Source organism: Saccharothrix stipae (genome assembly GCF_054781895.1).
Map to the genome: position 1 here is coordinate 476,721 of NZ_BAAGTN010000005.1, position 23,162 is coordinate 499,882.

The 23,162-nt window shown below is 71.6% G+C and carries 20 protein-coding genes and 1 pseudogene; 10 read left to right on the forward strand and 11 right to left on the reverse strand.

Annotated elements, in window-relative coordinates; all coding sequences use genetic code 11:
• Positions 1 to 12: 12 nt before the first annotated feature.
• Positions 13 to 1,599 carry a hypothetical protein gene (locus ACYVLT_RS11160; RefSeq protein ID WP_461120042.1) on the forward strand — a complete coding sequence of 529 codons (1,587 nt, stop codon included), beginning with the start codon at positions 13 to 15 and terminating at the stop codon, positions 1,597 to 1,599.
• Here ACYVLT_RS11160 and ACYVLT_RS11165 read toward each other — a convergent pair.
• Complete coding sequence (locus ACYVLT_RS11165; RefSeq protein WP_461120043.1) at positions 1,596 to 2,951, reverse strand: aldehyde dehydrogenase family protein; 1,356 nt, start codon at positions 2,949 to 2,951, stop codon at positions 1,596 to 1,598. The genes ACYVLT_RS11160 and ACYVLT_RS11165 overlap by 4 nt on opposite strands.
• Before the next feature lie 68 nt (positions 2,952 to 3,019).
• A complete protein-coding gene (locus ACYVLT_RS11170; protein ID WP_461120044.1) occupies positions 3,020 to 3,643 on the reverse strand; it encodes a mycothiol-dependent nitroreductase Rv2466c family protein in 624 nt (207 codons plus the stop codon).
• 220 nt (positions 3,644 to 3,863) lie between these two features.
• Between ACYVLT_RS11170 and pepN the strand changes: the two genes are divergently transcribed.
• On the forward strand, positions 3,864 to 6,425 hold the full coding sequence (gene pepN, locus ACYVLT_RS11175; protein ID WP_461120045.1) for an aminopeptidase N: 2,562 nt from the start codon (positions 3,864 to 3,866) through the stop codon (positions 6,423 to 6,425).
• Between the two features lie 112 nt (positions 6,426 to 6,537).
• Here the strand turns inward: pepN and ACYVLT_RS11180 are convergent, their stop codons facing one another.
• Entirely contained in the window at positions 6,538 to 7,416 is an 879-nt protein-coding gene (locus ACYVLT_RS11180; RefSeq protein ID WP_461120046.1) for a helix-turn-helix domain-containing protein, read from the reverse strand.
• Between the two features lie 215 nt (positions 7,417 to 7,631).
• On the opposite strand from ACYVLT_RS11180, the pseudogene ACYVLT_RS11185 reads away from it, so the two are divergent.
• From ACYVLT_RS11185 to ACYVLT_RS11195, 3 genes and pseudogenes are all read left to right on the forward strand, one after another.
• Positions 7,632 to 7,832 (forward strand): annotated as a pseudogene (locus ACYVLT_RS11185) (helix-turn-helix domain-containing protein); the annotation flags it as partial.
• A gap of 21 nt (positions 7,833 to 7,853) precedes the next feature.
• Positions 7,854 to 8,474, forward strand: coding sequence for a DUF5753 domain-containing protein (locus ACYVLT_RS11190; protein WP_461120169.1), 621 nt, complete (start codon positions 7,854 to 7,856; stop codon positions 8,472 to 8,474).
• Positions 8,471 to 8,635, forward strand: coding sequence for a DUF397 domain-containing protein (locus ACYVLT_RS11195; RefSeq protein WP_461120047.1), 165 nt, complete (start codon positions 8,471 to 8,473; stop codon positions 8,633 to 8,635). Before ACYVLT_RS11190 ends, ACYVLT_RS11195 begins: the two co-directional genes overlap by 4 nt.
• A 53-nt stretch (positions 8,636 to 8,688) precedes the next feature.
• Here ACYVLT_RS11195 and ACYVLT_RS11200 read toward each other — a convergent pair whose 3' ends face one another.
• Together ACYVLT_RS11200 and ctaJ are read right to left on the reverse strand one after the other, a co-directional pair.
• Complete coding sequence (locus tag ACYVLT_RS11200) at positions 8,689 to 9,174, reverse strand: DUF5130 family protein (protein WP_461120048.1); 486 nt, start codon at positions 9,172 to 9,174, stop codon at positions 8,689 to 8,691.
• Positions 9,161 to 9,406 carry an aa3-type cytochrome oxidase subunit CtaJ gene (ctaJ, locus tag ACYVLT_RS11205; RefSeq protein WP_360465585.1) on the reverse strand — a complete coding sequence of 82 codons (246 nt, stop codon included), beginning with the start codon at positions 9,404 to 9,406 and terminating at the stop codon, positions 9,161 to 9,163. Before ctaJ ends, ACYVLT_RS11200 begins: the two co-directional genes overlap by 14 nt.
• A gap of 577 nt (positions 9,407 to 9,983) precedes the next feature.
• Between ctaJ and ACYVLT_RS11210 the strand changes: the two genes are divergently transcribed.
• Positions 9,984 to 10,247 carry a hypothetical protein gene (locus ACYVLT_RS11210; protein WP_461120049.1) on the forward strand — a complete coding sequence of 88 codons (264 nt, stop codon included), beginning with the start codon at positions 9,984 to 9,986 and terminating at the stop codon, positions 10,245 to 10,247.
• Positions 10,248 to 10,265: 18 nt separating this feature from the next.
• Here ACYVLT_RS11210 and ACYVLT_RS11215 read toward each other — a convergent pair whose 3' ends face one another.
• Positions 10,266 to 10,931 (reverse strand): HNH endonuclease, encoded by a 666-nt coding sequence (locus tag ACYVLT_RS11215; protein ID WP_461120050.1) that lies wholly within the window; start codon positions 10,929 to 10,931, stop codon positions 10,266 to 10,268.
• A 151-nt stretch (positions 10,932 to 11,082) separates the two neighbouring features.
• On the opposite strand from ACYVLT_RS11215, the gene ACYVLT_RS11220 reads away from it, so the two are divergent.
• Both ACYVLT_RS11220 and ACYVLT_RS11225 read left to right on the forward strand, forming a co-directional pair.
• Complete coding sequence (locus tag ACYVLT_RS11220) at positions 11,083 to 13,176, forward strand: prolyl oligopeptidase family serine peptidase (protein ID WP_461120051.1); 2,094 nt, start codon at positions 11,083 to 11,085, stop codon at positions 13,174 to 13,176.
• Between the two features lie 19 nt (positions 13,177 to 13,195).
• Positions 13,196 to 14,083, forward strand: a complete 888-nt coding sequence (locus ACYVLT_RS11225; protein ID WP_461120170.1) for a mechanosensitive ion channel family protein — start codon at positions 13,196 to 13,198, stop codon at positions 14,081 to 14,083.
• Between the two features lie 45 nt (positions 14,084 to 14,128).
• Here ACYVLT_RS11225 and ACYVLT_RS11230 read toward each other — a convergent pair whose 3' ends face one another.
• A complete protein-coding gene (locus tag ACYVLT_RS11230; RefSeq protein WP_461120052.1) occupies positions 14,129 to 15,499 on the reverse strand; it encodes a hypothetical protein in 1,371 nt (456 codons plus the stop codon).
• A 161-nt stretch (positions 15,500 to 15,660) separates the two neighbouring features.
• Between ACYVLT_RS11230 and ACYVLT_RS11235 the strand changes: the two genes are divergently transcribed.
• Both ACYVLT_RS11235 and ACYVLT_RS11240 read left to right on the forward strand, forming a co-directional pair.
• Positions 15,661 to 16,047 (forward strand): globin, encoded by a 387-nt coding sequence (locus ACYVLT_RS11235; RefSeq protein WP_461120053.1) that lies wholly within the window; start codon positions 15,661 to 15,663, stop codon positions 16,045 to 16,047.
• A 57-nt stretch (positions 16,048 to 16,104) separates the two neighbouring features.
• Positions 16,105 to 17,700, forward strand: coding sequence for a glycoside hydrolase family 13 protein (locus tag ACYVLT_RS11240; protein ID WP_461120054.1), 1,596 nt, complete (start codon positions 16,105 to 16,107; stop codon positions 17,698 to 17,700).
• A 360-nt stretch (positions 17,701 to 18,060) separates the two neighbouring features.
• On the opposite strand, the gene ACYVLT_RS11245 is transcribed toward ACYVLT_RS11240, so the two are convergent.
• From ACYVLT_RS11245 to ACYVLT_RS11260, 4 genes are all read right to left on the reverse strand, one after another.
• Positions 18,061 to 21,078 (reverse strand): AfsR/SARP family transcriptional regulator, encoded by a 3,018-nt coding sequence (locus tag ACYVLT_RS11245; RefSeq protein WP_461120055.1) that lies wholly within the window; start codon positions 21,076 to 21,078, stop codon positions 18,061 to 18,063.
• A gap of 81 nt (positions 21,079 to 21,159) precedes the next feature.
• Positions 21,160 to 21,786 (reverse strand): hypothetical protein, encoded by a 627-nt coding sequence (locus ACYVLT_RS11250; RefSeq protein ID WP_360452135.1) that lies wholly within the window; start codon positions 21,784 to 21,786, stop codon positions 21,160 to 21,162.
• Positions 21,779 to 22,210, reverse strand: coding sequence for an acyl-CoA thioesterase (locus ACYVLT_RS11255; RefSeq protein WP_360452133.1), 432 nt, complete (start codon positions 22,208 to 22,210; stop codon positions 21,779 to 21,781). Before ACYVLT_RS11255 ends, ACYVLT_RS11250 begins: the two co-directional genes overlap by 8 nt.
• Positions 22,211 to 22,260: 50 nt before the next feature.
• Positions 22,261 to 23,157 carry a DNA glycosylase AlkZ-like family protein gene (locus ACYVLT_RS11260; RefSeq protein WP_461120056.1) on the reverse strand — a complete coding sequence of 299 codons (897 nt, stop codon included), beginning with the start codon at positions 23,155 to 23,157 and terminating at the stop codon, positions 22,261 to 22,263.
• Between the last annotated feature and the right edge of the window lie 5 nt (positions 23,158 to 23,162).

The window sequence follows — 23,162 nt, forward strand, 5'->3', positions numbered from 1 at the left end:
AGGAGGTTTTCCGTGGAGCCACAAGGTGATGAGTTACCGGCGGTCCAAGCAGAGGCGCTGAGGGTCGCGCGGCTGGTGGACACCCTGGCCGTGGAGGCCCTGAAGACCGGCTCGGCCGACGCGGGCCTGCTGAAGGCCCTGCTCGCCAAGGTGGAGGCCGTGGGCGTCCTGGTCTCCGCGGACGGCTACTCCGTCGGCGAGTCACTGCACATCGCCCTGCACGAACTCGCGCAGTCGCTCGGCAACGTGCAGAAGACGCTGAAGGGCGACAACCCGTTCGACGGCGCGGCGTCGGAGCTGGCGGTCCTGCGGCTCCAGGTGCTCGACGAGATCCAACAGCCGCCGAAGCCCCGGCACGGCACGCCGTCGGTCGGGTTCGAGTGGCAGACCGACATCAAGGTGGAAAAGACCGAGGTCCCGCCGTCCAAGACGTTGTTGAAGCGGTGGCCCGCGGAGCCGGACCAGCCGGCGATCCTGAGGTTGGAGCTCGACGGCCCGGACCTGGAGTTCGTGACGGCTGCCGTCACCACGATGGCGGAGGTCCGGGCGCAGGTGGACGCGATCCGGAGGGAAGTCGAGCTGCTCCGGGCCGCCGACTACGCCGGCCACGACTACTACCTGCCCGAGGCCGCGCGCAGCGACGTGACCGGTGTGGTGGCGTTCCCGGTGGGTCACAGGGTCCACGTCCGCCACGGCGGCGACAGGGCGCGCGGCTCGCTCCAGGCCACCACGGCCCGTCCCCTGGACCGGGTGCGGGACCTGCTGGTCACCTACGGCGGCGCGACCGCGCTGCTCGCCGTGGCGCAGATCGACGGCTACTACACGGACGCGCCGCCGATGCCACGCGTCGCCCAGCTGCTCTACCTGGTCCGGTACTACGTGTTGTGCCTGGAACTGGGTACGACGGACGACCAGGGGCCCAAGGTGCTCCTGCCGGTGATGTCCCGCACCGACTTCCACTCCGCGTACCTGCTGCTCGACGAGGCCGAGCGGAAGGACTTCCGCCGATGCGTCGGGTACGCCAAGCCGGCCACGGGAGATTTCGCCTGGCGCGGCACCGTCCTGGCCCAGAAGCTGAGCTACAAGGGGCCGACGAAGTGGAAGTACCAGGGTCCGACGATCGGCCAGTGGTACGACTCGATCGTGGCCGGCTCGCCCTCGTCGCTGGAGGTGGAGCCCCTCGACCGGGACAACGACGGGGAGGGACCGCGCGGCGACCACCGCGACCTGCTCTCGCCCCCGAAGGGCTACCCCGCGCACCGCAGGGGCCGGCACTTCACCTACGCCATGGGCTTCTACGGCACGGCCGAGGACGGCTCGCTGCTGTTCGAGCTGCGCCAAGTGGCGCCGGTGGCACCGACCAAGGAGCCGGCGGCCAGGGAGTACACCACCGACACCGTGTTCGACGCCATCCTGGAGTTCGCCGCCCGTGAGCTGCCGACCACGACCGCGACGACCATTACGAACGCCACCGACGACGACGACGGCGGCAACGACGACGATGGCGGCGGCGGTGACGGCGCGGAACGACCGACCAAGCGCCGGCGCGTCGCGACCAGGCGGACGGGGTTCTCCCAGACCGGGGAAAGCACCACCTAGCGCTGGACGGACTTCACCTCGGTGAACTCGTCCAGGCCGAAGCGGCCGAACTCGCGGCCGTTGCCGGACTGGCGGTAACCGCCGAACGGGGCGCTGGTGTTGAACGCGGCGCCGTTGATGTCCACCTGGCCCGTCCGCAATCGCTTGGCCACGGCCAGCGCGCGGTCGGTGTCGGCGGAGAAGACGGCGCCGCCCAAGCCGTAGATGGTGGAGTTCGCGATGCGCACGGCGTCGTCCTCGTCCGCGTAGGGCATGACGGACAGGACCGGCCCGAAGATCTCCTCCTGGGCGATCGCCATGTCCGGGCGCACGTCGCCGAACACCGTCGGCGCGACGTGGAAGCCGCGGTCGAGGGGGCGTTCCGGGCCGCCGAGGGCGAGCTTCGCGCCTTCCTCGACACCTCGCCGGACGTAGCCGACCACGCGGTCGCGCTGGGCGGCCGAGACCGCCGGGCCGATGCGCGTGGCGGGCAGGGCGGGGTCGCCCGGCTCGTACTTGGCGGCCGCGGCCACCGCGATCTCCAGCGCTTCGTCGTGCCGCTCCGCGGGCACCAGCAGCCGGGTCCACGCGCTGCACGCCTGCCCGTTGTTCATGAACGCGTTGGCGACACCGATCTTCACCGCGCGCGTCAGGTCGGCGTCGGGCAGCACCACGTTCGCGGACTTGCCGCCCAGCTCCAACGCCACCCGCTTGACCGTCTCGGCGGCCAGCGCGGCCACCCGGCGCCCGGCGCGCGTCGAACCGGTGAACGACACCATGTCCACCATCGGGTGACCTGCCAACGCCTCGCCCACCACCGGGCCCGTGCCGTGGACGAGGGAGAACACGCCCTCGGGCAGGCCGGCGTCGTGCAGCACCGAGGCCAGCAGGTCGGCCGTCATGGGCGCCAGCTCGCTCGGCTTGAGCAGCACCACGTTGCCCGCCGCCAGCGCGGGCACGACCTTGGCCACCATCTGCTGCAACGGGAAGTTCCACGGGGTGATGGCGGCGACCACGCCGACCGGCTCCCGCAGCACCAGCGAGTTCCCGATCTCCTCGCCGTCGAAGTACCCGGCCGCCAGCACGTCGGCCACGCCGCGCGCGATGCCGACGGGGTTCGGCACCTGCACCCGCGACGCGAACGTGATGGGCGTGCCCATCTCCGCGGTCATGGTCGCGGCGAACGACTCGGCCCGCGCCTCCAGCCCGTCCACCACCGCCCGCACCAGCGCCAACCGGGCGTCCGGCGACGTCGCCGACCACGCCGGGAACGCGGCGACGGCCCGGATGACGGCCGCGTCCACGTCACCGGCCGTGCCGGCGCGGACCGTGCCGATGACCTCTTCGGTGGTCGGGTTGACGACCTCGATCACTGCGGACTCCCCGGGAACGGTGTGACACTCACAGACGAATCTCGCCCCAGAGTGTCACACCGGCGGCGTCAGGAGAAGTCCAGTCCCCCGGTCCGGGTGCGCTTGAGCTCGAAGAAGTACGGGAAGCCGGCCAACGCCCGCGCGCCGTCGAACACCTTCACCGCGTCCTCGCCCCGCGGGATCCTGGTGAGCACGGGCCCGAAGAACGCCACGCCGTCGATGTGGATCGTGGGCGTGCCGACGTCCATGCCGACCGGGTCCATGCCGCGGTGGTGGCTGGCGCGCAGCTCCTCGTCGTGCTCGTCGGTGTGCGCGGCCTCGGCCAGCTCCGAGGGCAGCCCGACCTCGTCCAACGCCAGCTTGATGGCCTGGTCGTAGTCGCGCTCGCGGCCGAGCCCCTCGTTGTGGATCTTCGTGCCGAGCGCGGTGTAGAGGTCGGCCAGCACCCCGTCGCCGTGGCTCTTGGCCGCCGCGATGGCGACGCGCACCGGGCCCCAGCCGCGGTCCATCATGTCGCGGTAGTCGGCGGGCAGGTCACGGCCCTCGTTGAGCACGGACAGGCTCATGACGCGGAAGTTCAGGTCCAGGTCGCGCTGCTTGTCCACTTCGAGGATCCACCGGGACGAGATCCACGCGTAGGGGCAGATCGGGTCGAAGTAGAAGTCGACCTTCGTACGTCCCTCTGTCGACATTCGGTGTTCCCTCCGTGGCTGTTCGTGTCGCGGGTGCACCGGGTGAGGCGCCCCATCGTGCACAACCAGCCGGACCCACGCAGTCTTCCCTCGGACGCCAGTCCACTTCCGGGGGTCCCACGTGATTGGATGCGACTGTCGTGTTCACCGACTCGACACCCTTTTCCGTTCCGACGAGGTCGGCGTCGAGGTCCCGTGGCGCCGGCAGACGAGGTGACCAGTGGCGGCACCCAACCTCACCCGCGACCAGGCGCAGCAGCGCGCTGCGCTGCTGGAAGTCGATTCCTACCGGATCGAGTTGGACCTGACCGACGGTGGCGGCAAGCCCGGCTCGGACACGTTCCGCTCGACCACGACGGTTGCCTTCCGCAGCCGGACGCCCGGCGCGTCCACGTGGGTCGACGTCGTGGCCGCCAATGTCCACCGCGCCGTGCTCAACGGGCACGAGCTGGACGTCTCCTCCTACCGCGAGGAAGACGGCGTCCACCTGCCGGACCTGGCCGAGGTCAACGAGCTGACGATCGAGGCCGACTGCCGGTACATGAACACCGGCGAGGGCCTGCACCGGTTCGTCGACCCGGTCGACGGCGAGGTCTACCTGTACTCGCAGTTCGAGACGGCGGACGCCAAGCGCATGTTCGCCTGCTTCGACCAGCCCGACCTCAAAGCGGTCTACGACCTCACGGTGACCGCGCCGCACCACTGGAAGGTCGTCTCCAATTCGGCGATCGAGTCCACTGTGGACGGCACGGGCGGCGCGGACAAGCACGTCTTCGCCACCACCAAGCCCATGTCGACCTACCTGGTCGCACTGGTCGCGGGCCCGTACGCGGAGTGGCGCGACGAGTTCGACGAGGACGGGACGACGATCCCGCTGGGCATCTACTGCCGCGCGTCGCTCGCCCCGCACATGGACGCCGAGCGGCTGTTCACCGAGACCAAGCAGGGTTTCGGCTTCTACCACCGCGCGTTCGGGGTGACCTACCCGTTCGGCAAGTACGACCAGTGCTTCGTGCCCGAGTTCAACGCGGGCGCGATGGAGAACGCGGGCTGCGTCACGTTCCTGGAGGACTACGTCTTCCGCAGCCGCGTCACCCGCTACCTGTACGAGCGCCGCGCCGAGACCGTGCTGCACGAGATGGCGCACATGTGGTTCGGCGACCTGGTGACCATGCGCTGGTGGGACGACCTGTGGCTGAACGAGTCGTTCGCCACCTGGGCGTCGGTGCTGGCGCAGGCCGAGGCGACCGAGTACCGGCAGGCGTGGACGACGTTCGCCAAGATCGAGAAGTCGTGGGCGTACCGGCAGGACCAGCTGCCGTCCACGCACCCGGTGGCCGCGGACATCCCGGACCTCCAGGCGGTCGAGGTCAACTTCGACGGCATCACCTACGCCAAGGGCGCCTCGGTGCTCAAGCAGCTGGTGTCGTACGTGGGGCTGGACAACTTCCTGTCCGGCCTGCGCGTGTACTTCGGCAAGCACGCCTGGGGCAACGCCACGCTGGCCGACCTGCTCAACGCGCTGGAGCAGGCCTCGGGCCGCGACCTGTCGTGGTGGAGCGCGCAGTGGCTGGAGACGACCGGCCTGAACCTGCTGCGCCCCAAGTACTCGGTCGACTCCGAGGGCCGGTTCACCGAGTTCGCCGTGCTCCAGGGCGGTGCGCGGCCGGGCGCGGGCGAGCTGCGCACGCACCGGTTGGCGATCGGCGTGTACGACTCGGACGCGGACGGCAAGCTCGTGCGCACCCACCGGGTGGAGCTGGACGTGTCCGGCGAGCGCACCGAGGTGCCCGAGCTGGTCGGCGTGCCGCGCGGCAAGCTCGTGCTGGTCAACGACGACGACCTCACCTACTGCACGATGCGGCTGGACGCCGACTCGCTGGCGGCGCTGATCGACCACATCGCCGACATCGCCGAGCCGCTGCCCCGCACGCTGTGCTGGTCGGCGGCGTGGGAGATGACGCGCGAGGCGGAGCTGAAGGCCCGTGACTTCGTGAACCTGGTGCTGGGCGGGCTGCACGCGGAGACCGAGGTCGGCGTGGTGCAGCGGCTGCTGTTGCAGGCGCAGACGGCGCTGTCGTCGTACGCGGACGTGTCGTGGCGCGACGAGGGCTGGCGCAGGTTCACCACGCGGACGCTGGAGCTGGCGCGTGCCGCCGAGCCCGGTTCGGACCACCAGCTGGCGTTCGTGAACGCGCTGGCCGGGTCGGTGCTGGACGAGGCGGCGCTCGCGGTGGTGCGGGGTTGGCTGGACGGCACGGACGTGCTGGACGGCCTCGACGTCGACACCGACCTGCGCTGGCGGCTGCTGCACGCGCTGGTCGCGCACGGCGTCGCCGACCTCGACGAGATCCGCGCCGAGGAAGAGCGCGACCCGACCGCCACCGGCCGCCGCAAGGCCGAGTCGGCCCGGGCCCTGCGGCCCACGGTCGACGCGAAGAGCGAGGCGTGGGACCGCGCGGTGAACGACGACGAGCTGCCGAACGCGGTGTCGGAGGCGGTCATCGCGGGCATCCAGCACCCCGGCCAGAAGGCGCTGCTCCAGCCGTTCGTGGCGCGCTACTTCGCCGACGTGGCCGACGTGTGGGACCGCAGGTCGAGCGAGCGGGCGCAGTCGATGGTCGTCGGCCTGTTCCCGTCCTGGTCGATCTCGCAGGAGACGGTCACGGCGGCCGACGAGTGGCTGGCCGAGGACCGGCCGCCGGCCCTGCGGCGGTTGGTGTCGGAGGGCCGTGCGGGCATCGTCCGAGCCTTGGCCGCCCAGGAGTTCGACCGGTCCTGAGCCAGACGTGTGACGTGCGGTGACACCGGACGACGTGCGGGAAGCACGCGTGGTGCTTGCTGTCTGGAGCCGCTGCGCGTGGTGATGGGCTTCAGGGGAACGGGGCGGCGCTTCAGGTGTCGCCCCGTTTCGCGTCCGGCGCGGAGCGGTGGTCGCGGTCGTAGGCGTCGGCCCAGCGGGCGAAGATGTCGCGTGACTGGGCCGGGCCGAGGACCAGGCGTTCGAGCAGGCGCATCTTGGCCTGGTAGGCGGTGACCGCGGCCGGGTCGTCGTGGAAGACCGTGACGGCCTCGGTCTCCGCGTAGGCCAACGCCTTGACCGGCGACGGGAACGTCAGCAGGGTCGCCGAGTGCCGCAGGGCCGGGTGCGACGGCACGCTCATCGGGATGATCCGCGGGCTGACCCGCGCCCACCCGCACATCAACGTCAGGCGCAGCAGCTGGTCGCGCATGACCTTCGCGTCGCCGACGACGATCCGCAACGCCGCCTCGTGCACGTAGATCACCGTCTCCGGACCGTCCGGCCTGCGCAGCGTCTCCTGCCGGGCCAGGCGGGCCTGGGTGGCGCCCCGGTCCTTGGTCAGCGCGTAGGCGTAGTCCTCGGTCTGCGCGAGGCTGGGCACCACCAGCGGCTCGTAGGTCGTCAGGGTGCGCGCCGCCTGCTCGTGCAGCGTCAACGCCGTGACCGTGTCCGCCCACGGGTCGTGCGGCCGCAGGAAGCTGCCCGTGTCGGTTTCGCTGGCGATGGCCAGCACGCGGTCGCGGGTCGGTTTGTCCGCGCCGCACCGACCGAGCAGCGTCCCGATTTCCCAGGGGCTCGTGCCGCGCGTGCCGGTTTCGAGTTTCGACAGCTTTCCCAACGACCAGCCCAGGGCCTCGGCGACGAACCCCGACGACATCCGGGCACGGTGCCGGACCCGGCGCAATTCCTCGCCCAGTTCCCTGCTGCGAGCAGTGCTGAGCCGCGCGGGCGGCCTTTCTTCGGATTCCATTTATCCCCCGCCAAAGGGTGAGACGAAAAAGGGGCACGACGAGCGGTGGACGGCTGCGAACTCCGCGCGATCCACCACCCGCCGCGCATGTCCGGCCGGAGTGCGGCCCGGCCGGTGGCCTGTTGCGGAACAGCTTGTCCGGCTCGCAACACCCTGGTCAATCCCCTTTTCGAGCGAGAGACTTGACCACTGGTCCAGCCTTAAGGTGCATTCCCATGAACCGCAATACCTCGAAGTCCATCGCGTTGGGCGCGCGCCTGCGCAACGTACGAGAGTCCAACAAACTCAGTCAACGCGCACTGGCGAAGAAGATTGGCGTCGTGCATTCGTTGCTCTCACGCAACGAGAACGGTCAGCGGGTACCGACACGCGCGGAGGTAATCCGGATCCTCGAACCGCTCCTCATCCCCGATCGGGAACGCGAGGAAATCCTGGAGATGACCGAGGACCCCACCGGTTCACCCCTCGCGATGATCGACATGCCCGGGCTGCGCGCGCAGATCGCCGCGCTCATCGAGGTCGAGCAGATGGCCAAGGAGATCGTGAGCTGGTCCCCGCTGATCATCCCCGGCCTGTTGCAGGTCAGCGCCTACACCCGCTCGATCATGGAAGCCGCCCGCATCCCCGACGGTGAGGTCGCCACCCGCGTCGCGGTCCGGATGGGGCGGCGGGACATCCTCACCCGTCGCAACCCGGTCCGGTACACCGCCCTGATCGGCGAGGGCGTGCTGAGCCAGACGTTCGGCAACCGGGAGGTCATGACCGAGCAGTTCGACCACCTGCTGATGATGAGCGCGCACGAGAACGTCGACCTCAGGGTCGTGCCCACCGCCACCGGCTGGCACCCGGGTCTCGACGGCGCGTTCACGGTGTTGAAGTGCGAGGGCACGTCGTTCGCGCACCTGGAGAACCACGTCAGCTCGGTCTTCGTGCAGGAGGCCGAGGCGGTAGCCGGCTTCGAGGCGTGCGTGCCAAGGTTGAGGGAGGTCGCGATGAGCTCGGAGCAGTCGTTCGAACTCATCGCGAAGGAGGTGCAACGGACGACGGGAGTCGCATGACCGTGCGCTGGAAGAAGTCGGGCAGGAGTGTCAGCGATGGTTCCTGCGTCGAGGTGGCGAACCACCTCGACGCGGTGCGGGACAGCAAGAACCCGGGGGTCGTGCTCAAGGTCACCCCGGGGCGGATGAGGGCGTTCGTGGACGCCCTGAAGTCCCGGTAACAGCGAAGGCCCCGGCTGTCGCGCCGGGGCCTTCACTTCGTCGAGTCGGTGCGTCAGACGTGCTTGGGCGCGTGACCCGCCTGGTCGGTCAGCATCCGCAGGCCGCTCACCAGGCCGCCGGCGAGGTCGCCCTCCTTGAAGGAGGCGACCATGCTCATGACGGCGAGCTTCGCGCCGCGGTCGGCGATGCGGCGGTGGGACTCCTCGCCCGTCACCACCTCGACCCGGCGTTCACCGGGCGACACCGCGACGAGCACGGCGTGCGTCGGGCGCGGAGTGCTCGCGTGCAGCTCTTCGGCCCGCGCACGGGGATCGGCGCCCAGGTTGCCGAGGTACACGCTGAAGTCCAGCCCGGTGGTGCGGCTGGCCAGCGTCAGCGCCTCGTCCAGGCTCGCCAGCTGCACCGGCGTGAACGGCAGGCTCGGCGCGTGCGGCTCGTACATCTTCGCCGCGGACACCCGGCCGCTGTTGGTGACGGCCGCGCCGACCGGCAGGGTCGACGGGTCCACCTCCACCCTCGTCAGCTCACCAGTTGCCACGAGCACCTCCCTTGGCGGTACGGCCCTCGGCCGGGGTCGTGACGGCCTGGTGCGCGCCGCCGGGCAGGCCCGCGGGGTTCGCGGCCCACCAGACGGGGGCGTAGTTCCACTCCTGGCCCGGGCGGTACCGCTGAATGCGGGTGGCCTTCGGCCTCAGCGTCAGTAGCGTGATCACGCCGTAGATGGCCAGCGGGATCAGCGCGAAGACGAGCACGGTCTCCACGATGGTCACGGCGGTTACGGTAACCGATCGCCCTGGTCACGTCCGGGCGAGGGCACCCGTTTCCGCACCGGTGGGGTCCGGCGTCGCGCCGGACGCCGTCCGCGGCCGGTTCCAACTGTGAACGCGGCCCCGCGCGGGCGGTCCGCGATCACGCGTACGGCGGTGACCACGGCGTGGGACGCCGACCTCGACCGCGGCCCGGTGATCGCCACCGGCATGGGCCCCGGCACGTGGCATAGCCCCGTGTGACCTACCCGACCCCCTACCTGCGAGGACGTCACCGTCGGTATCCATCGGTGCCGCATGCACTAGCTCTCGTGCTCGATCGTCGCAGTGCGTACACCCGGATGGCCTTCCCCCGGACGGAGGCGAATGGCGGCCGGTTTGGCGTCTTGTCCTGGGCCCACTCGGCTTCTAGCTTTTCACCTGTACGGGTCTTGCGCATCCGATACCGGAGACCAATTCCCGCCCGATGAGCCTCGGAGGACACGACATGTACACCATGAACCTCGTTCTGGTCGCCGCCCTCACTCTTTCGTCGTACGCCCAATCGGAGCAGAGCGTTACGACTGTTCAGTCTCCGTCCGTGCTCGCCGGGTCGGTGCGCATCACCTCCGATGACTCCGTCCGGATTACCGCCCAGGGCTCCGTCCGCATCACGTCCGCGACGGACGGCTCCGTGCGCATCACGGGATCGGAGTCCGATTCGGTCCGGATCACCGGCTCCGACGCGGACTCGGTGCGCATCACGTTGGCCGGCTCGGTCCGCATCACGTCGGACTCGGTCCGCATCACGTCGGGCTCCGTGCGCATCACGGAAGACCGCGAGGACCTCGTCCTGGCGGCGTGAGCGCGAGGGGAGCTGTCGCTAAGCCGCGGGCTCGCCGAGGTAGGGCAGCCACAGCGGGTCGGCCTCGGTGACGCCGGCCAGCAGCCGCCAGTGCGGCCCGCGGGGGGCGTTGGGCACCACGCGCAGGCGCCAGCCGAGCTCCGAGAGGAGCTTGTCGGCCTTGCGGTGGTTGCACTTCGCGCAGCAGGCCACGCAGTTCGTCCACGTGTGGGGGCCGCCGCGGCTGCGCGGCACGACGTGGTCGATGGTCTCGGCGCGTCCGCCGCAGTACGCGCAGCGGTACCGGTCGCGGTGCATCAGCCCGGCGCGGGTCAGCGGCACCCTGCCGCGGTAGGGCACGCGCACGTAGTTCGCCAGCCGGATCACCGACGGGACGACCACCTCGGACGTCGAGGAGTGGACGACGGCCCCGGCGGGGTCGCCGTGCACGACCTCGGCCTTGCCGCACACGACGAGGACCACCGCGCGCCGCAGGGGCAGCGCGGTGAGCGGTTCGAACGTGGCGTTGAGCAGCAGGACCTTGCGTCTTCCCCAGGGCAGCACCACGGGCGCCGGACCGGCTCCCTCCCCGTCGACCACAGCGTGCACGGTGTTCACCGAGAGCTGTTTTTGGCCGGACGGGACCGACGACGCGATCCCGGCGTTCACCAGGGCGCCGATCGGGGTGGGTTGTCGGTCTGGCACGCGACCACCTCCACCGGTTCAGCCCTAGCAGACCACAGATCGACCCCAAAAATCACCTGTGATATGTGACGTGTCACGAAGCCGGGATCAAAACTTCGGTGAACACGCACCTATCGGAGATGGTTTTCATCAACGCGCTACGCTCGGCGAGGTGACCGAAGCCTCCTCCGCAGCGCTGCCTGCGACGATCACCTACCCCGCCGCACCGCGCCTCGACCTGGTCGAGGATCTGCACGGACACGCGGTGGCCGATCCCTACCGCCTGCTCGAAGACCCCGCGGACCCCCGCACCGCGGCCTGGTCGGCCGAGCAGGACGTGGTGGCGCGGTCCTGGCTCGACGCCATGCCCGGCCGCGACGCGCTCGCCGACCGGCTCGGCGAGCTGATGCGGACCGGGTCCGTCGGCACGCCGGTGTGGCGGGCGGGCCGGGCGTTCTACACCCGTCGTGACCCCGACCAGGACCACCCGGTGCTGTACGTGCGGGTGGACGGCGTGGAGCGGGTGCTGCTGGACCCCTCGGCGCTCGACCCGTCCGGGCGGACCACCCTCGACCGGTGGTCGCCCTCCCGCGAGGGCACGCGGCTGGCCTACCAGGTGTCCGTGGGCGGCGACGAGCACTCGTTGCTGCACGTCGTGGACGTCGACACCGGCGACCTGCTGGACGGGCCGATCGACCGCTGCCGGTACTCGCCGGTGGGCTGGCTGCCCGGTGGCGAGGAGTTCTTCTACGTCCGGCGGATCGACCCCGAGCTGGTGCCCGAGGACGAGCGCCAGTTCCACCGGCGGGTGTGGCGGCACCGGGTCGGCGCGCCCGCGTCCGACGACGTGAACGTCCACGGTGACGGGCTGGACCACACCTACTACTACGGGTTGTCGCTGTCGGAGGACGGCCGGTGGCTCATCGTGAACGGCTCGCCCGGCACCGTGCGGCGGGACTCGGTGTGGATCGCCGACCTGCACTCGTCCGGCGAGCTGCGACCGGTCGTGCGGGACGAGGACGGGGTGCGGTGCGCCGCGTCGGTCGAGCCGGACGGTCGGCTCTACCTGCTCACCACCCGCGACGCGCCCCGGTTCCGGCTGTGCGTGGCCGACCCGGCCGCGCCCACCGAGTGGACCGAGCTCGTGCCGGAGCAGCCGGACTCGGTGCTGGACGCGGTGACCTGGCTGGACGGGTCGCTGGTGCTGCTGCGGACCCGGCACGCGGTGTCGGAGCTGCACCTGCACTCCCCCGCGACCGGCGAGCACCTGCGGGAGGTCCCGCTGCCCGGCACGGGGTCGCTGCACGGGTTGTCCACGGTCGACGCGCTCACGGTTGCCGACCGCGACGTGCTGTGGTTCGGCTGGTCGGACTTCACCACGCCCATGTCGGTGTACCGGTACTCGCGGTCGGACGGCCGCACGGAGCTCGACACGGCCGCGCCCGGAACGGTGGCGCTGCCGGAGTTGTCCACACAGCAGCTCTCCTACACCTCGGCCGACGGCACCGTCGTGCGAATGTTCGTGGTGTCCGGGCAGCAGCACCCGGACCAGCCCCGGCCGACGTTGCTCACCGGGTACGGCGGGTTCGCGGTGGGCCGCGGGCCGGGGTACGGCGCGACGACGCTGGCGTGGGTCGAGGCGGGCGGCGTGTGGGTGCACGCGTCGCTGCGCGGCGGCGACGAGGAGGGAGAGGAGTGGCACCGCGCGGGGATGCGCGAGAGCAAGCAGAACGTGTTCGACGACTTCCACGCGGCGGCCGAGCGGTTGATCCACGACGGCTGGACGACGCCGCAGCAGTTGTCGATCATGGGCGGCTCGAACGGCGGGCTGCTGGTCGGCGCCGCGCTGACCCAGCGGCCGGAGCTGTACGCGGCGGTGGTGTGCTCAGCGCCACTGCTGGACATGGTGCGGTACGAGAACTTCCTGCTGGGGCGGTTGTGGGCGGAGGAGTACGGCTCCGCCTCGGTGCCGTCGGAGCTGGAATGGCTGCTGGCCTACTCCCCGTACCACCGGGTTCGGCCGGGCGTTGAGTACCCTTCGGTGCTGTTCACGGTCTTCGAGTCGGACAGCCGGGTGGACCCCAACCACGCCCGCAAGATGTGCGCGGCACTGCAGCACGCGACGTCGAGTGATCCGACCAAGCACCCGGTGCTGCTCCGCCGCGAGACGGAGGTGGGGCACGCGGGCCGATCGGTGAGCCGGTCGGTCGCGCTGGCCGTGGACCAGTTGACGTTCCTGGCCTGGGCAACCGGCCTCGACATGTGAGTGGAGGACTGAGCAGGTGGTGGACGTGGAGTCGACCCTCGCCGTCGAGTGGTGGGTGACCAACGGGCCCAAGATCGCCGAGGGCGCGTTGCGGATCGCGTTGACGCTGGTCATCGCCGTGGTGATCCGGTTCCTGCTCCGCCGGCTGATCGACCGGATGACCCGCGGCAACGGCGGCCGGAAGCCGAAGCTGCTCAAGCCGCTGCGGGAGCGCGCTCCCCAGGCGCTGGGCGCGCTGGTCTCCGAGCGGCGCGAGCAGCGGGCCAAGACCATCGGCTCGGTGCTCAAGTCGATCGTCACGATCATCGTGTTCGGCGTGGCGTTCATCCAGATCCTCACCGAGCTCGGCATGAACCCCGCGCCCATCCTCACCTCGGCGGGCATCCTCGGCGTCGCGATCGGTTTCGGCGCGCAGAACCTGGTCAAGGACTTCCTGTCCGGCATGTTCATGATGCTGGAGGACCAGTACGGCGTCGGCGACGTGGTCGACCTGGGTCCGGCGACCGGCACGGTCGAGGCGGTCGCGCTGCGCATCACCACGATCCGCGACACCAACGGCACCGTCTGGTACGTCCGCAACGGCGAGATCCTGCGCGTCGGCAACTCCTCGCAGGGCTTCGCGGTGGCCGTGGTCGACCTGCCGCTCGGGTACGGCGCGAACCTGGCCTCGGCGACCGAGGTGCTGACCAAGGCCGTCGTGGACGCCACCGACGAGGAGCTCCTGGCCAAGGACGTCATCGACAAGCCGCAGGTGCTCGGCGTGGAGAAGGTCACGCCCGAGGGCATCACGATGCGGGTGACGGTGAAGGTCCGGCCGGGCCGCCAGTGGGCCGTGCAGCGCGCGTTGCGGGCCAAGCTGATGCCCGCGCTGGACGAGGCCGGGATCTCGCTCAAGTCCTCCTCCTGAGCCGTGCGGCCGGGCCGGGGCACGTGCTCCGGCCCGACCACCCCGTCAGGCCGCGGTCAACGCGGTGAGCGTGTCGACCAGCCGCCGCGCGTCCTTGGAGCGGGCGGAGTCGGCCTCGGCCCGCTCGCGGACGACCTCGATCCGGTCGAACGTGCGGGTCGAGCTGATCCGCCCGGCCGGGCTCAGCATCGTGGCCGCCAGGCGGTCGGCCTCGGCGTGCTCGCCCTGCAGGACGCGGACCCCGATCAGCGAGATGACGTCGAACAGGTTCGACCGCTGGTAGGTGTCGCGGCGCAGGCGGAGCGCCTCGGCGAGGTGCGGTTCCGCCTTCCGCTCCGCGCCCGGCCGGTGCTCGGCCGCGGTCCGGTACGACAGGGCCGCCATCCCCTCCAGCCCGGCCCGGTCGAAGTAGGACAGCCACCCGGGCGTCTCGCCGTGCCCGGCCCGGGAGAAGAGCTGTTCCGCGGTGCCGACCGCGCGGTCCACGGCCTGGAGGTCGCCCAGGGCCGCGTGCGCCCACGACTCGCAGGTCACGAGCATCGCCGACGCCATCGGCCCGAGCCTGCTCCCCGAACCCCGCCTGGCCAGTGCGACCAGGGAGAGGGCCTCGCGCGGCCGGCCCACGTGCACCATCTGGCGAGCCATCCGGGACAGCACCTCGACGCCCAGCCCGGTGTCCCCCGCCCGTTTCGCGCAGTGCAGGGCGAGGGTGAAGTACTTCTGCGCGGTCGCCTGGAGGCCCACGTCGTGCGACATCCAGCCGGCCAGCCTGGCGAGGTCCGCGGTGGAGCGGAACAGGCGTCGGCCGATCGGGTCGGGGTAGCCGTGGTCGAGCAGGTCGGTCATCGCCTTGAGCTGCCCCACCACCGCCTCGCGGTAGAGGCCGCCGCCGCGCTTGGCGTCCCACGCCCAGAACGTCCTGGTCGCCGCTTCGATCTCGGCGATCTCGGCCGTGCCGATGCGTCCCGGGCCCAGCGACGGCGGCGGCCCGGAACCGTCGGCGGGGCCGAGCCAGCCGGCCAGCCTGCCCTCCAGGACCGCGCCCGTGGCCAGGGCGGCGGTCGCGCCGAGCACATCCCTGCGTTTGATCATCAGATCGCTCCTGGTGAAGTCCTGCAACGTCGTGACCAGCGCCCGGTGGTCCCACGAGACCTGCTCGCCCGCCGGCGGCGCGGCCAGCCCCAGGTCGGCCGGCGTGAGCGGCCGGCCCAACCGGTCCGCGAACAGCGCCGCCAGCAGCTCGGGCACCGGGTGCCGCGGCCGTTCACCCTCCAGCCACCGCCGCACCCGGGAGCTGTCCGGCGCGATGTTGTGGCCCCTGGCCTGGCCGAGCCGCCCGACCGCGCGCGCCAGTTCGAGCTGCGTCCACCCGCCCTGCCGGAACCAATGCCGGAGCGCGTGGTTGGCATCACCCATGTCGTGTCCTCCTCGCGGCAGGGGATGTCGGCGTCAGGATGCGGTGCCACGTGGGACGTCCACCACGGATCCGCGCGGTGCGCCGGCTGTTCGCCAACCCCCGCGGGGGTGAAGGTGGTGCGGCGTGGGACGCCCGGGGGTGGCTGAGGCAGGATGGAGGGGTGACCACTCCTGCGGAGAACTTCTACGAAGCAGTGGGCGGGTACGAGACGTTCCACAAGATCGTCGCGCGCTTCTACGAGGAAGTGGCCAAGGACCCCGTCCTGCGTCCGATGTACCCGGAGGAAGACCTCGGCCCCGCCGAGGAGCGCTTCCGCCTGTTCCTCATGCAGTACTGGGGCGGCCCGCACACCTACTCCGACAACCGCGGTCATCCGCGGTTGCGGATGCGTCACGCTCCGTTCGTGATCGGTCCGGCGGAGCGGGACGCCTGGTTGCGCTGCATCGAGGTCGGCGTCGACTCGGTGGAGCTCTCCCCCGAGCACCGAAAGCAGCTCTGGGCGTACCTGGAGATGGCCGCCAACAGCATGATGAATGCCTGGGTGTGATTCTTGATCACCCGAACGGGGTCGTGGTGTCGGTCGCGAATGGCAGGATGACTCCTCGTGCGACGATCCTCCGATCTACAACCAGAGATCGCCGACGAGTCCGCCTGGTGGCGTGACGCCGTCTTCTACCAGGTCTACGTCCGATCCTTCGCCGACGCGAACGGTGACGGCGTGGGCGACCTCGACGGTATCCGCTCCCGGCTCGGCTACCTCGAACTGCTCGGCGTGGACGCCCTGTGGCTCACGCCGTTCTTCACCTCGCCCATGGCCGACCACGGCTACGACGTGGCCGACCCCCGTGACGTCGACCCGCTGTTCGGCGACCTGGCCGCGTTCGACCGGCTGGTCGCCGAGGCGCACGAGCACAACCTGCGCGTCACCATCGACCTCGTCCCCAACCACACCAGCGACCGGCACGCCTGGTTCCAGGCCGCGCTGCGGGCCGGGCCCGGCTCGGTCGAGCGGGACCGGTTCATCTTCCGCGACGGTGGCGGGTTCGACGGTTCCGTGCCGCCGAACAACTGGCCGAGCCAGTTCGGCGGGCCGGCGTGGACCCGGGTGCCGGACGGGCAGTGGTACCTGCACCTGTTCGCGCCCGAGCAACCCGACCTGAACTGGGACAACCCCGAGGTCTCCGCCGACCTGGCGCGCACGCTGCGGTTCTGGCTGGACCGCGGGGTGGACGGGTTCCGGATCGACGTCGCCCACGGCATGGCCAAGCCCTACGGGTTGCCGAACATCGACCCGCGGGCCCAGCTGGGCGCGGGCGTCATGCACGACAACTCGCTGGACCCCCGGTTCGACAACGACGGGGTGCACGAGGTGCACCGGATGATCCGCAAGGTCATCGACGAGTACCCGGGCCGGATGGCCGTCGGCGAGATCTGGGTCTCCGACGACGAGCGGTTCGCCCGGTACGTGCGGCCCGACGAGCTGCACCTCGGGTTCAACTTCCGGCTGGTCGAGGCGCCGTTCGACGCGGACCGCGTGCGCCTTGCCATCGAGCACTCGCTCGGCGCGGTCCGCGGCCTGGACACGCCCGCGACCTGGACGTTGTCCAACCACGACGTGCCCCGGCACGTGACCCGGTACGGCGGCGGTGAGCTCGGTGCGCGGCGGGCGCGGGCGATGACGCTGGTGGAGCTGGCGCTGCCCGGCGTGGTCTACCTGTACAACGGCGAGGAGCTGGGCCTGCCGGATGTCGAGCTGCCGGAGTGGGCGTTGCAGGACCCGATCTGGCTGCGGTCCGGGCACACCGACCGGGGTCGGGACGGGTGCCGCGTGCCGCTGCCGTGGGAGGGCGACACCCCGCCGTTCGGGTTCTCGCAGGCGGTGACCACCTGGCTGCCGCAGCCGAACGAGTGGGCGGGGCTGACCGCCGAGTCGCAGCTGGAAGACCCCGACTCGATGCTCTCGTTCTACCGGCAGGCCCTTGAGCTGCGGAAGTCGCACGGGGCTTTCTCCGGTGACGAGCCGGAGTGGTACGGCGCGCCGCCCGGGTGCTTCGCGTTCCGGCGCAAGGGCGGCGGGCTGATCTGCGCGCTGAACACCTCCGGCGGCCCGGTACCGCTGCCGCCCGGCGAGGTGCTGCTGGCCAGCGGACCGATGGACGGCAACCAACTGCCGCCCGACACGGCCGTCTGGCTGGTCTAGCGGATCCGACCGGCCTCGCCGTCGCGGCACCCACCTCGGCCGGCCGGCCGGTCTGACGGACCTGGCGAGCTTCGCCGTCGCGGCGGCCACCTCGGCCGGCTCGACCGACCGACCTGGCCGGCCGGACCGATGTCGCTGGTCCGACCGGCTCGGCCGATCCGCCCGATCCGACCGGCGCGGCTGGTCCGACCGACCCGGCCGATCCGACCGATGTGGCTGGCCCGACCGACCCGGCGGGTCGGACCGATCCGACCGGCCTGACCGATGTGGGGAGGCGCGGACCCCTCGACCGCGCCTCCCCACCGCTTTCGCGTGGTGGAATCATCTGCGCGGTGCCTGAAAGAAATCTAAAACCGCCGGTCAAGCGATGGCGTGGGAGGTGCCCGGCACCGGTCGGAACGGCTCGCTCGACTCGCGGCAGCCGTGCGCGCGGAAGATCCCATCGGCTTCCCGCCAGGCCGCTTCGGCAGCTTCCGGCTCGCCCGACGCGGCCAGGGCGGCGGCCAGGTCCCGCAGCGTCCGGGCCCGCCACACCGGTAGCGACAACGACTCCCACCAGTGCAGGGAGCGGTCCAGGTAGCGGCGGGCCACCTCGGGCCGCTCGCCCGCCAGCTCCAGCTCGCCGAGGGTGCGCAGCACGAGTGCCTGACCGAAGCGGTCCTGCATCTCGTTGCACGTGCTGAGGGATTCGAGCAGGTCGCTGCGCACGGCGTCGCCGCGGTCCTGGCGAATGCGGACCTTGGCCAAGGCCTGGACGGCGTAGGCCGACATCAGCCGGTCGCCCAGGGTCCGCAGGATCTCCACGGCGCGTGCGGCGTACTCGGCCGCGAGGTCCCAGCGCTCGGCGGCGCGGTGCACGATGCTCACCGAACGCATGGCGATCCCCTCACCGCGGCGGTCGCCGGCGGCGCGGTAGGCGCGCAGGGTCTGCTCGCACGCCTCCAGCGCCAGGTCCAGGTGACCCTGCTCGGTCAACACCTGTCCCAGCTCGTGCGACGCCTGGGCGACCAGGCGCTTCTCGCCCAGCTCCCGCAGCGCGGGCAGGGCCAGGTCGAGCATCTCGGTGGCCTCGGTCAGCTCGCCGAGCTCGCGCATGACCGTGCTCAGCGCGAGCCGGGTCGAGGCCTCGCCCCGGACGTCCCCGCTCTCCCGGTAGGCCTCCAGCGCCTGCCCGTAGTACGACGCGGCCTCCTCGAACCGGTCCTGCTCGTAGCGCAGCCACCCCAGCGCCGACAGGGGCCGCGCCTCACCGGCCCGGTCGCCCACGCGGCGGGCCGCCTCCAACGCCGCCGAGTGCGTGCGCCACCACTGGTCGAACAGGTTGCGCACGGAGAACCGCGAGGAGCACAGGACGGCGAGCCTGGTCGCCCCGTCGGTCAGGTCGAGCTCGCTCACCCGTTCCACCAGGCCGACCAGGTCCGCCTGCTCGGCGTCGAACCGCGCCTCGGGGTCGGCGATGATCTCGGCCGCCGCATCCGGGTCGAAGTGAGGGTGGTCGGTGGTGGTGCGGTCCCGGTTGTGGTCGAGCGCGGTGTGCGGGACGCGGCTGTTCGCGAGGTCGAGCAGGGCCAGCCAGGTGCGGGCGGCATGGGCGCAGGCAGTCCTGACGGCGGTCTCGAACTGCTCGGCTTCACCGCGTTCACGGGCGAACGCCCTGGTCAGGTCGTGCATGCGGTAGCGCAGCGTGGCGCCGCCATCGGTGGTGGCGAGGTCGAGCAGCCGTGAGTCGACCAGGCGCTCCACGACCTCCTCCGCCTCGCGGGGGTCGGAGTCGAGCAGGGGCGCGACCAGCCAGCCACCGAAGGTGGCGACGTCCAACACCGCCAGCCTGCGCAACGCCGCGCGTTCCCGTTCGGCCAACCCGTCGTAGCTCAACGCGAGGCTGCCGCGCACCTCAAGGTCACCGACGGCGAGCTCTTGCAGCACGCGGCGCTTTATGCCGAGGCGTTCGGCGAGGCGGGCGAGCCGCCACTGCGGGCGGGCGGCCAGGCGGGCGCCGGCGATGCGCAGCGCGAGCGGCAGCCGGCCGCAGAGCCGGACGATGTCCTCGGCGGCCTTGGATTCGGCGGCCACCCGGCCGTCGCCGACGACCCGGTCGAGCAGTTCCAGCGCTTCGGCATCCCGCATCACGCTCAGTTCGAGGTGGGCCGCGCCGCTGAGGGCCCCGAGGCGTTCCCGGCTCGTGGTCAGCACGGCGCAGGTCGTGCCGCCGGGCAGCAACGGCCGGATCTGCCGTTCGTCGCGGACGTCGTCCAGCACGACCAGCACCCGGCGGTCGGCCAACAGGGTGCGGTAGAGCTGGGCGCGTTCCTCCAGGTCGGCCGGGATGACCTCCCTCGACACGCCCAGGGCGCGCAGGAACCCGGCGAGCACCTCGGCCGGGTCGGCGGGCACGGGGTGCACGCCGCGCAGGTTCGCGTACAGCTGGCCGTCGGTGAAGTGCCCGCGCATCGCGTGCGCGGCGTGCGCCGCGAGGGTCGACTTGCCGGCGCCCGGCTGGCCGGAGATCGCGCACACGCGCATCGCGCCGCGGCCCGCGGTCAGGTGCGCCACCAGGCGGTCGCGCTCGGCCACCCGGCCGGTGAAGTCGGCGACGTCGAACGGCAGCTGGCTGGGCGGCGGGCCGGCCTCGGCGGTGCTGCGCGCCTCCGGGGTGGTCGGGCCGCGCAGGACGCGCTCGTGCGTGGACCGCAGCTCCAGGCCCGGTTCCAGGCCCAGCTCGTCGAGCAGGACGCGCCTGCCCTCCTGGTAGGCGGCCAACGCCTCGGCCCGCCTGCCCGCCTGGCTCAGGGCGAGCATGAGCTGGCTGCGTAACCGTTCCCGCAGCGGGTTCTCGGCCACGGCCGCGGTCAGCTCGGAGACCAGCGCCTCACCCCGGCCCAGGGCCAGGTCGGCGTCGAACCGATCCTCCAGCGCGCCCGAGCGCAGCTCTTCGAGCCGGGACCGCTCGCCTTCGGCCCACGCGCCCTGGGCACCACCCAACGGCACGCCGCGCCACACGTCCAGGGCGGCGGCGAACCGCGCCGCGGCGCCCTCGATATCGTTCTCGGCCAGCGAGCGGCGACCCTCGCCCACCCGGGCCGTGAAGACGTGCAGGTCGACCTGGTCCGGTTCGGCCGACAACAGGTAGCCGCCACCGGACCTGACCAGCACGTCACCCAGCTCGCGGCGCAGCGTCGACACGTAGGTGTAGATGGCCGAACGGGAGCCGCCGGGTGGCCGCTCACCCCACAACGCATCGACCAGCTGCTCCACCGCCACCACGCGGCCGACGTTGACCGCGAGCAGCGCCAACAGCGTCCTCGGCTTCGGCCCGCCCACCTCGACCGGACCGCCCTCGACGTGGGCCTGCACCGGCCCCAGCACCCTGAATTCCATCGCCGGACCCCCCTGCTCTCCCAAACCAGGGTAGCCGGCTCGTCCGACATGGGAACTGGATCGAACGAATGATCCGCGGCGTCAGACGAGCAGGGGCAGCATGGAGTGACGGCGACGGACGACCGCGCCGAACCGGGCGTCGATGCGCAGCCACGAGTCCGTAGCGGTGATGCGCACGTCGTCACCGCCCAGGAAGCCCATGCCGGACAGCGCGAACAGGCACCGCATCGGCACCTTCACGTCCAGCCCGGAACCACTGACCGTGATGACCGTCTGGTCCAGCAGCGACGCGGGCGGCGTGCCGCGCGGGCCCGCGTTCTCCCGCGCCACCTCCACGCCCTTCTCCGCCAGCTCCGACACCACGCTGCCGGGCAGCCGGTCCACCGGCAGCCAGCCCGCCGACGGCGGTAGCGCCGAGCGCCACATCATGTCCCGCGCCGGACCGGGGTCGACGGTCTCGCTGCGCACCACGGCCAGGCCGGTGAGCAGGTCGGTGCCCGACACGGTGCTGTCCTGAGGCGTCAGCTTCCCGGCCACGGTGCGGGTGGCCAGGGTGTCGAACGGGGTCGCCACCCACGCGTCGACCAGGTCGCCCGACGGTCGGTTGCGCAGCCGCACCACCGCCTGGGCGTCCAGGCGGACGGCCCGGGCGACGAACGCGCCGAGGTCGTCCCGCTCGGCGGGGTCGGCGAGGACCAGCTCAGGCACCATTACCTCCGGCTCGCCAGCCCGCGAGGAAGTCGCGCTCGGCTTCGAGGAGACGGCGCGGACGTCCGGCCGTCAAGTTGTAGGGGACCATGAGGGTTTCCGCCGTCGTGACGACCGCGCTGCCCTCCTGGCGACCGCCGCGCACCGAGTAGTCCAGCGTGAACGACGCGGACTTCAACTCTCGCACGGACAGCTCCACCACGACGTCGTCACCGGTGAACACCAGCGGCGCGAGGTAGTCCACCACCAGCCGGGCCACGACCATGCCGTGCGACATCTCCGGCACGCCGTGCCTGGCGGCCTCGGTGAACAGCAGGTCGATCCGCGCCTCTTCCAGCAAGGTCACCGTGTTGGCGTGGTTGACGTGGCCGAACGCGTCCATGTCCGACCAGCGCGGGCGCACACCCGTGACGAACACACCCAACTTGAACGCGCCTCCCGGTGTCGATGCGTGGCAGTGACCCTATCCACGTGCTACACCCAGGTTAAGCGCGCCTCCAGCTCCAGGAATCGAGCCAGGTCAGCGACCTCGTCGGCGATGTCGGGACGATCACCGAACGGGCGCACGGCGATCCGCGCGCCGTCGCGCCGCCAGACCGCGACCACCCGGCCGCCCACCACGACGTGCGGGGTGAGGAAGCCGCCGCCGGTCTGCACGAGCGGCGCGTGCTCGGGCGCCAGCGCGGCGGAGCGGTCGCGGTAGCCGAGCAGGTAAGTGTCGAAGTGGCCGAGCATCCGGACCGTGTCGTCGGGCCCGGCTGGTTCGTCTTCCACTTCAGGCAGGTCCTTGAGCAGCCGCTTGGGCAGGCCGCTCCAGGCGGCGAAGTCGTCCGGCGTCGCCGGGCCGTAGGCGCGCCGGTACCGCCGCCACAGCTCGTCCACGCCCTTGGGCTCGCAGGTGATGTCCAGCAGCCGGTAGGTGTCGTCGAGCCCCCGGCACAGCACGCCGGAGTGCGCGGCGAACGCCAGCAGGTGCGCGGGCGCCTGCGACTTCGGGTCGAGCACGATGCCGACCTCGGCCAGCCGGTGCACGAGCTCGGCACGTTCCAGCGGCTCGGTCAGGACTTCGCGGAGCGCGGGTAGCGCGCGCTCGCACAGCTCGTCGGTGAGGCCGAGTTGTTCGCGACGGCGTCGTCCGGCGGCGATGAAGGTCGGGCCGAGCAGGGGCACGACCCAGAGGTCCTGTTCGTGGAGCAGGTGGAGGGTGCCGCGCATGGCCCACGTGCGCACCAGTGGGCCGTCGAGGGACCGCACGCCCCGGGCGCGCGCCGCGAGTCGTGCCGCCGCGACGTCCTGGGCTTGCAGGGCGAAGACGGAACCCAGCAGGTCCGCCACGTCGGTCGCGGGGCGGGAGAGCCGTTGGGCCCTCATCCGCC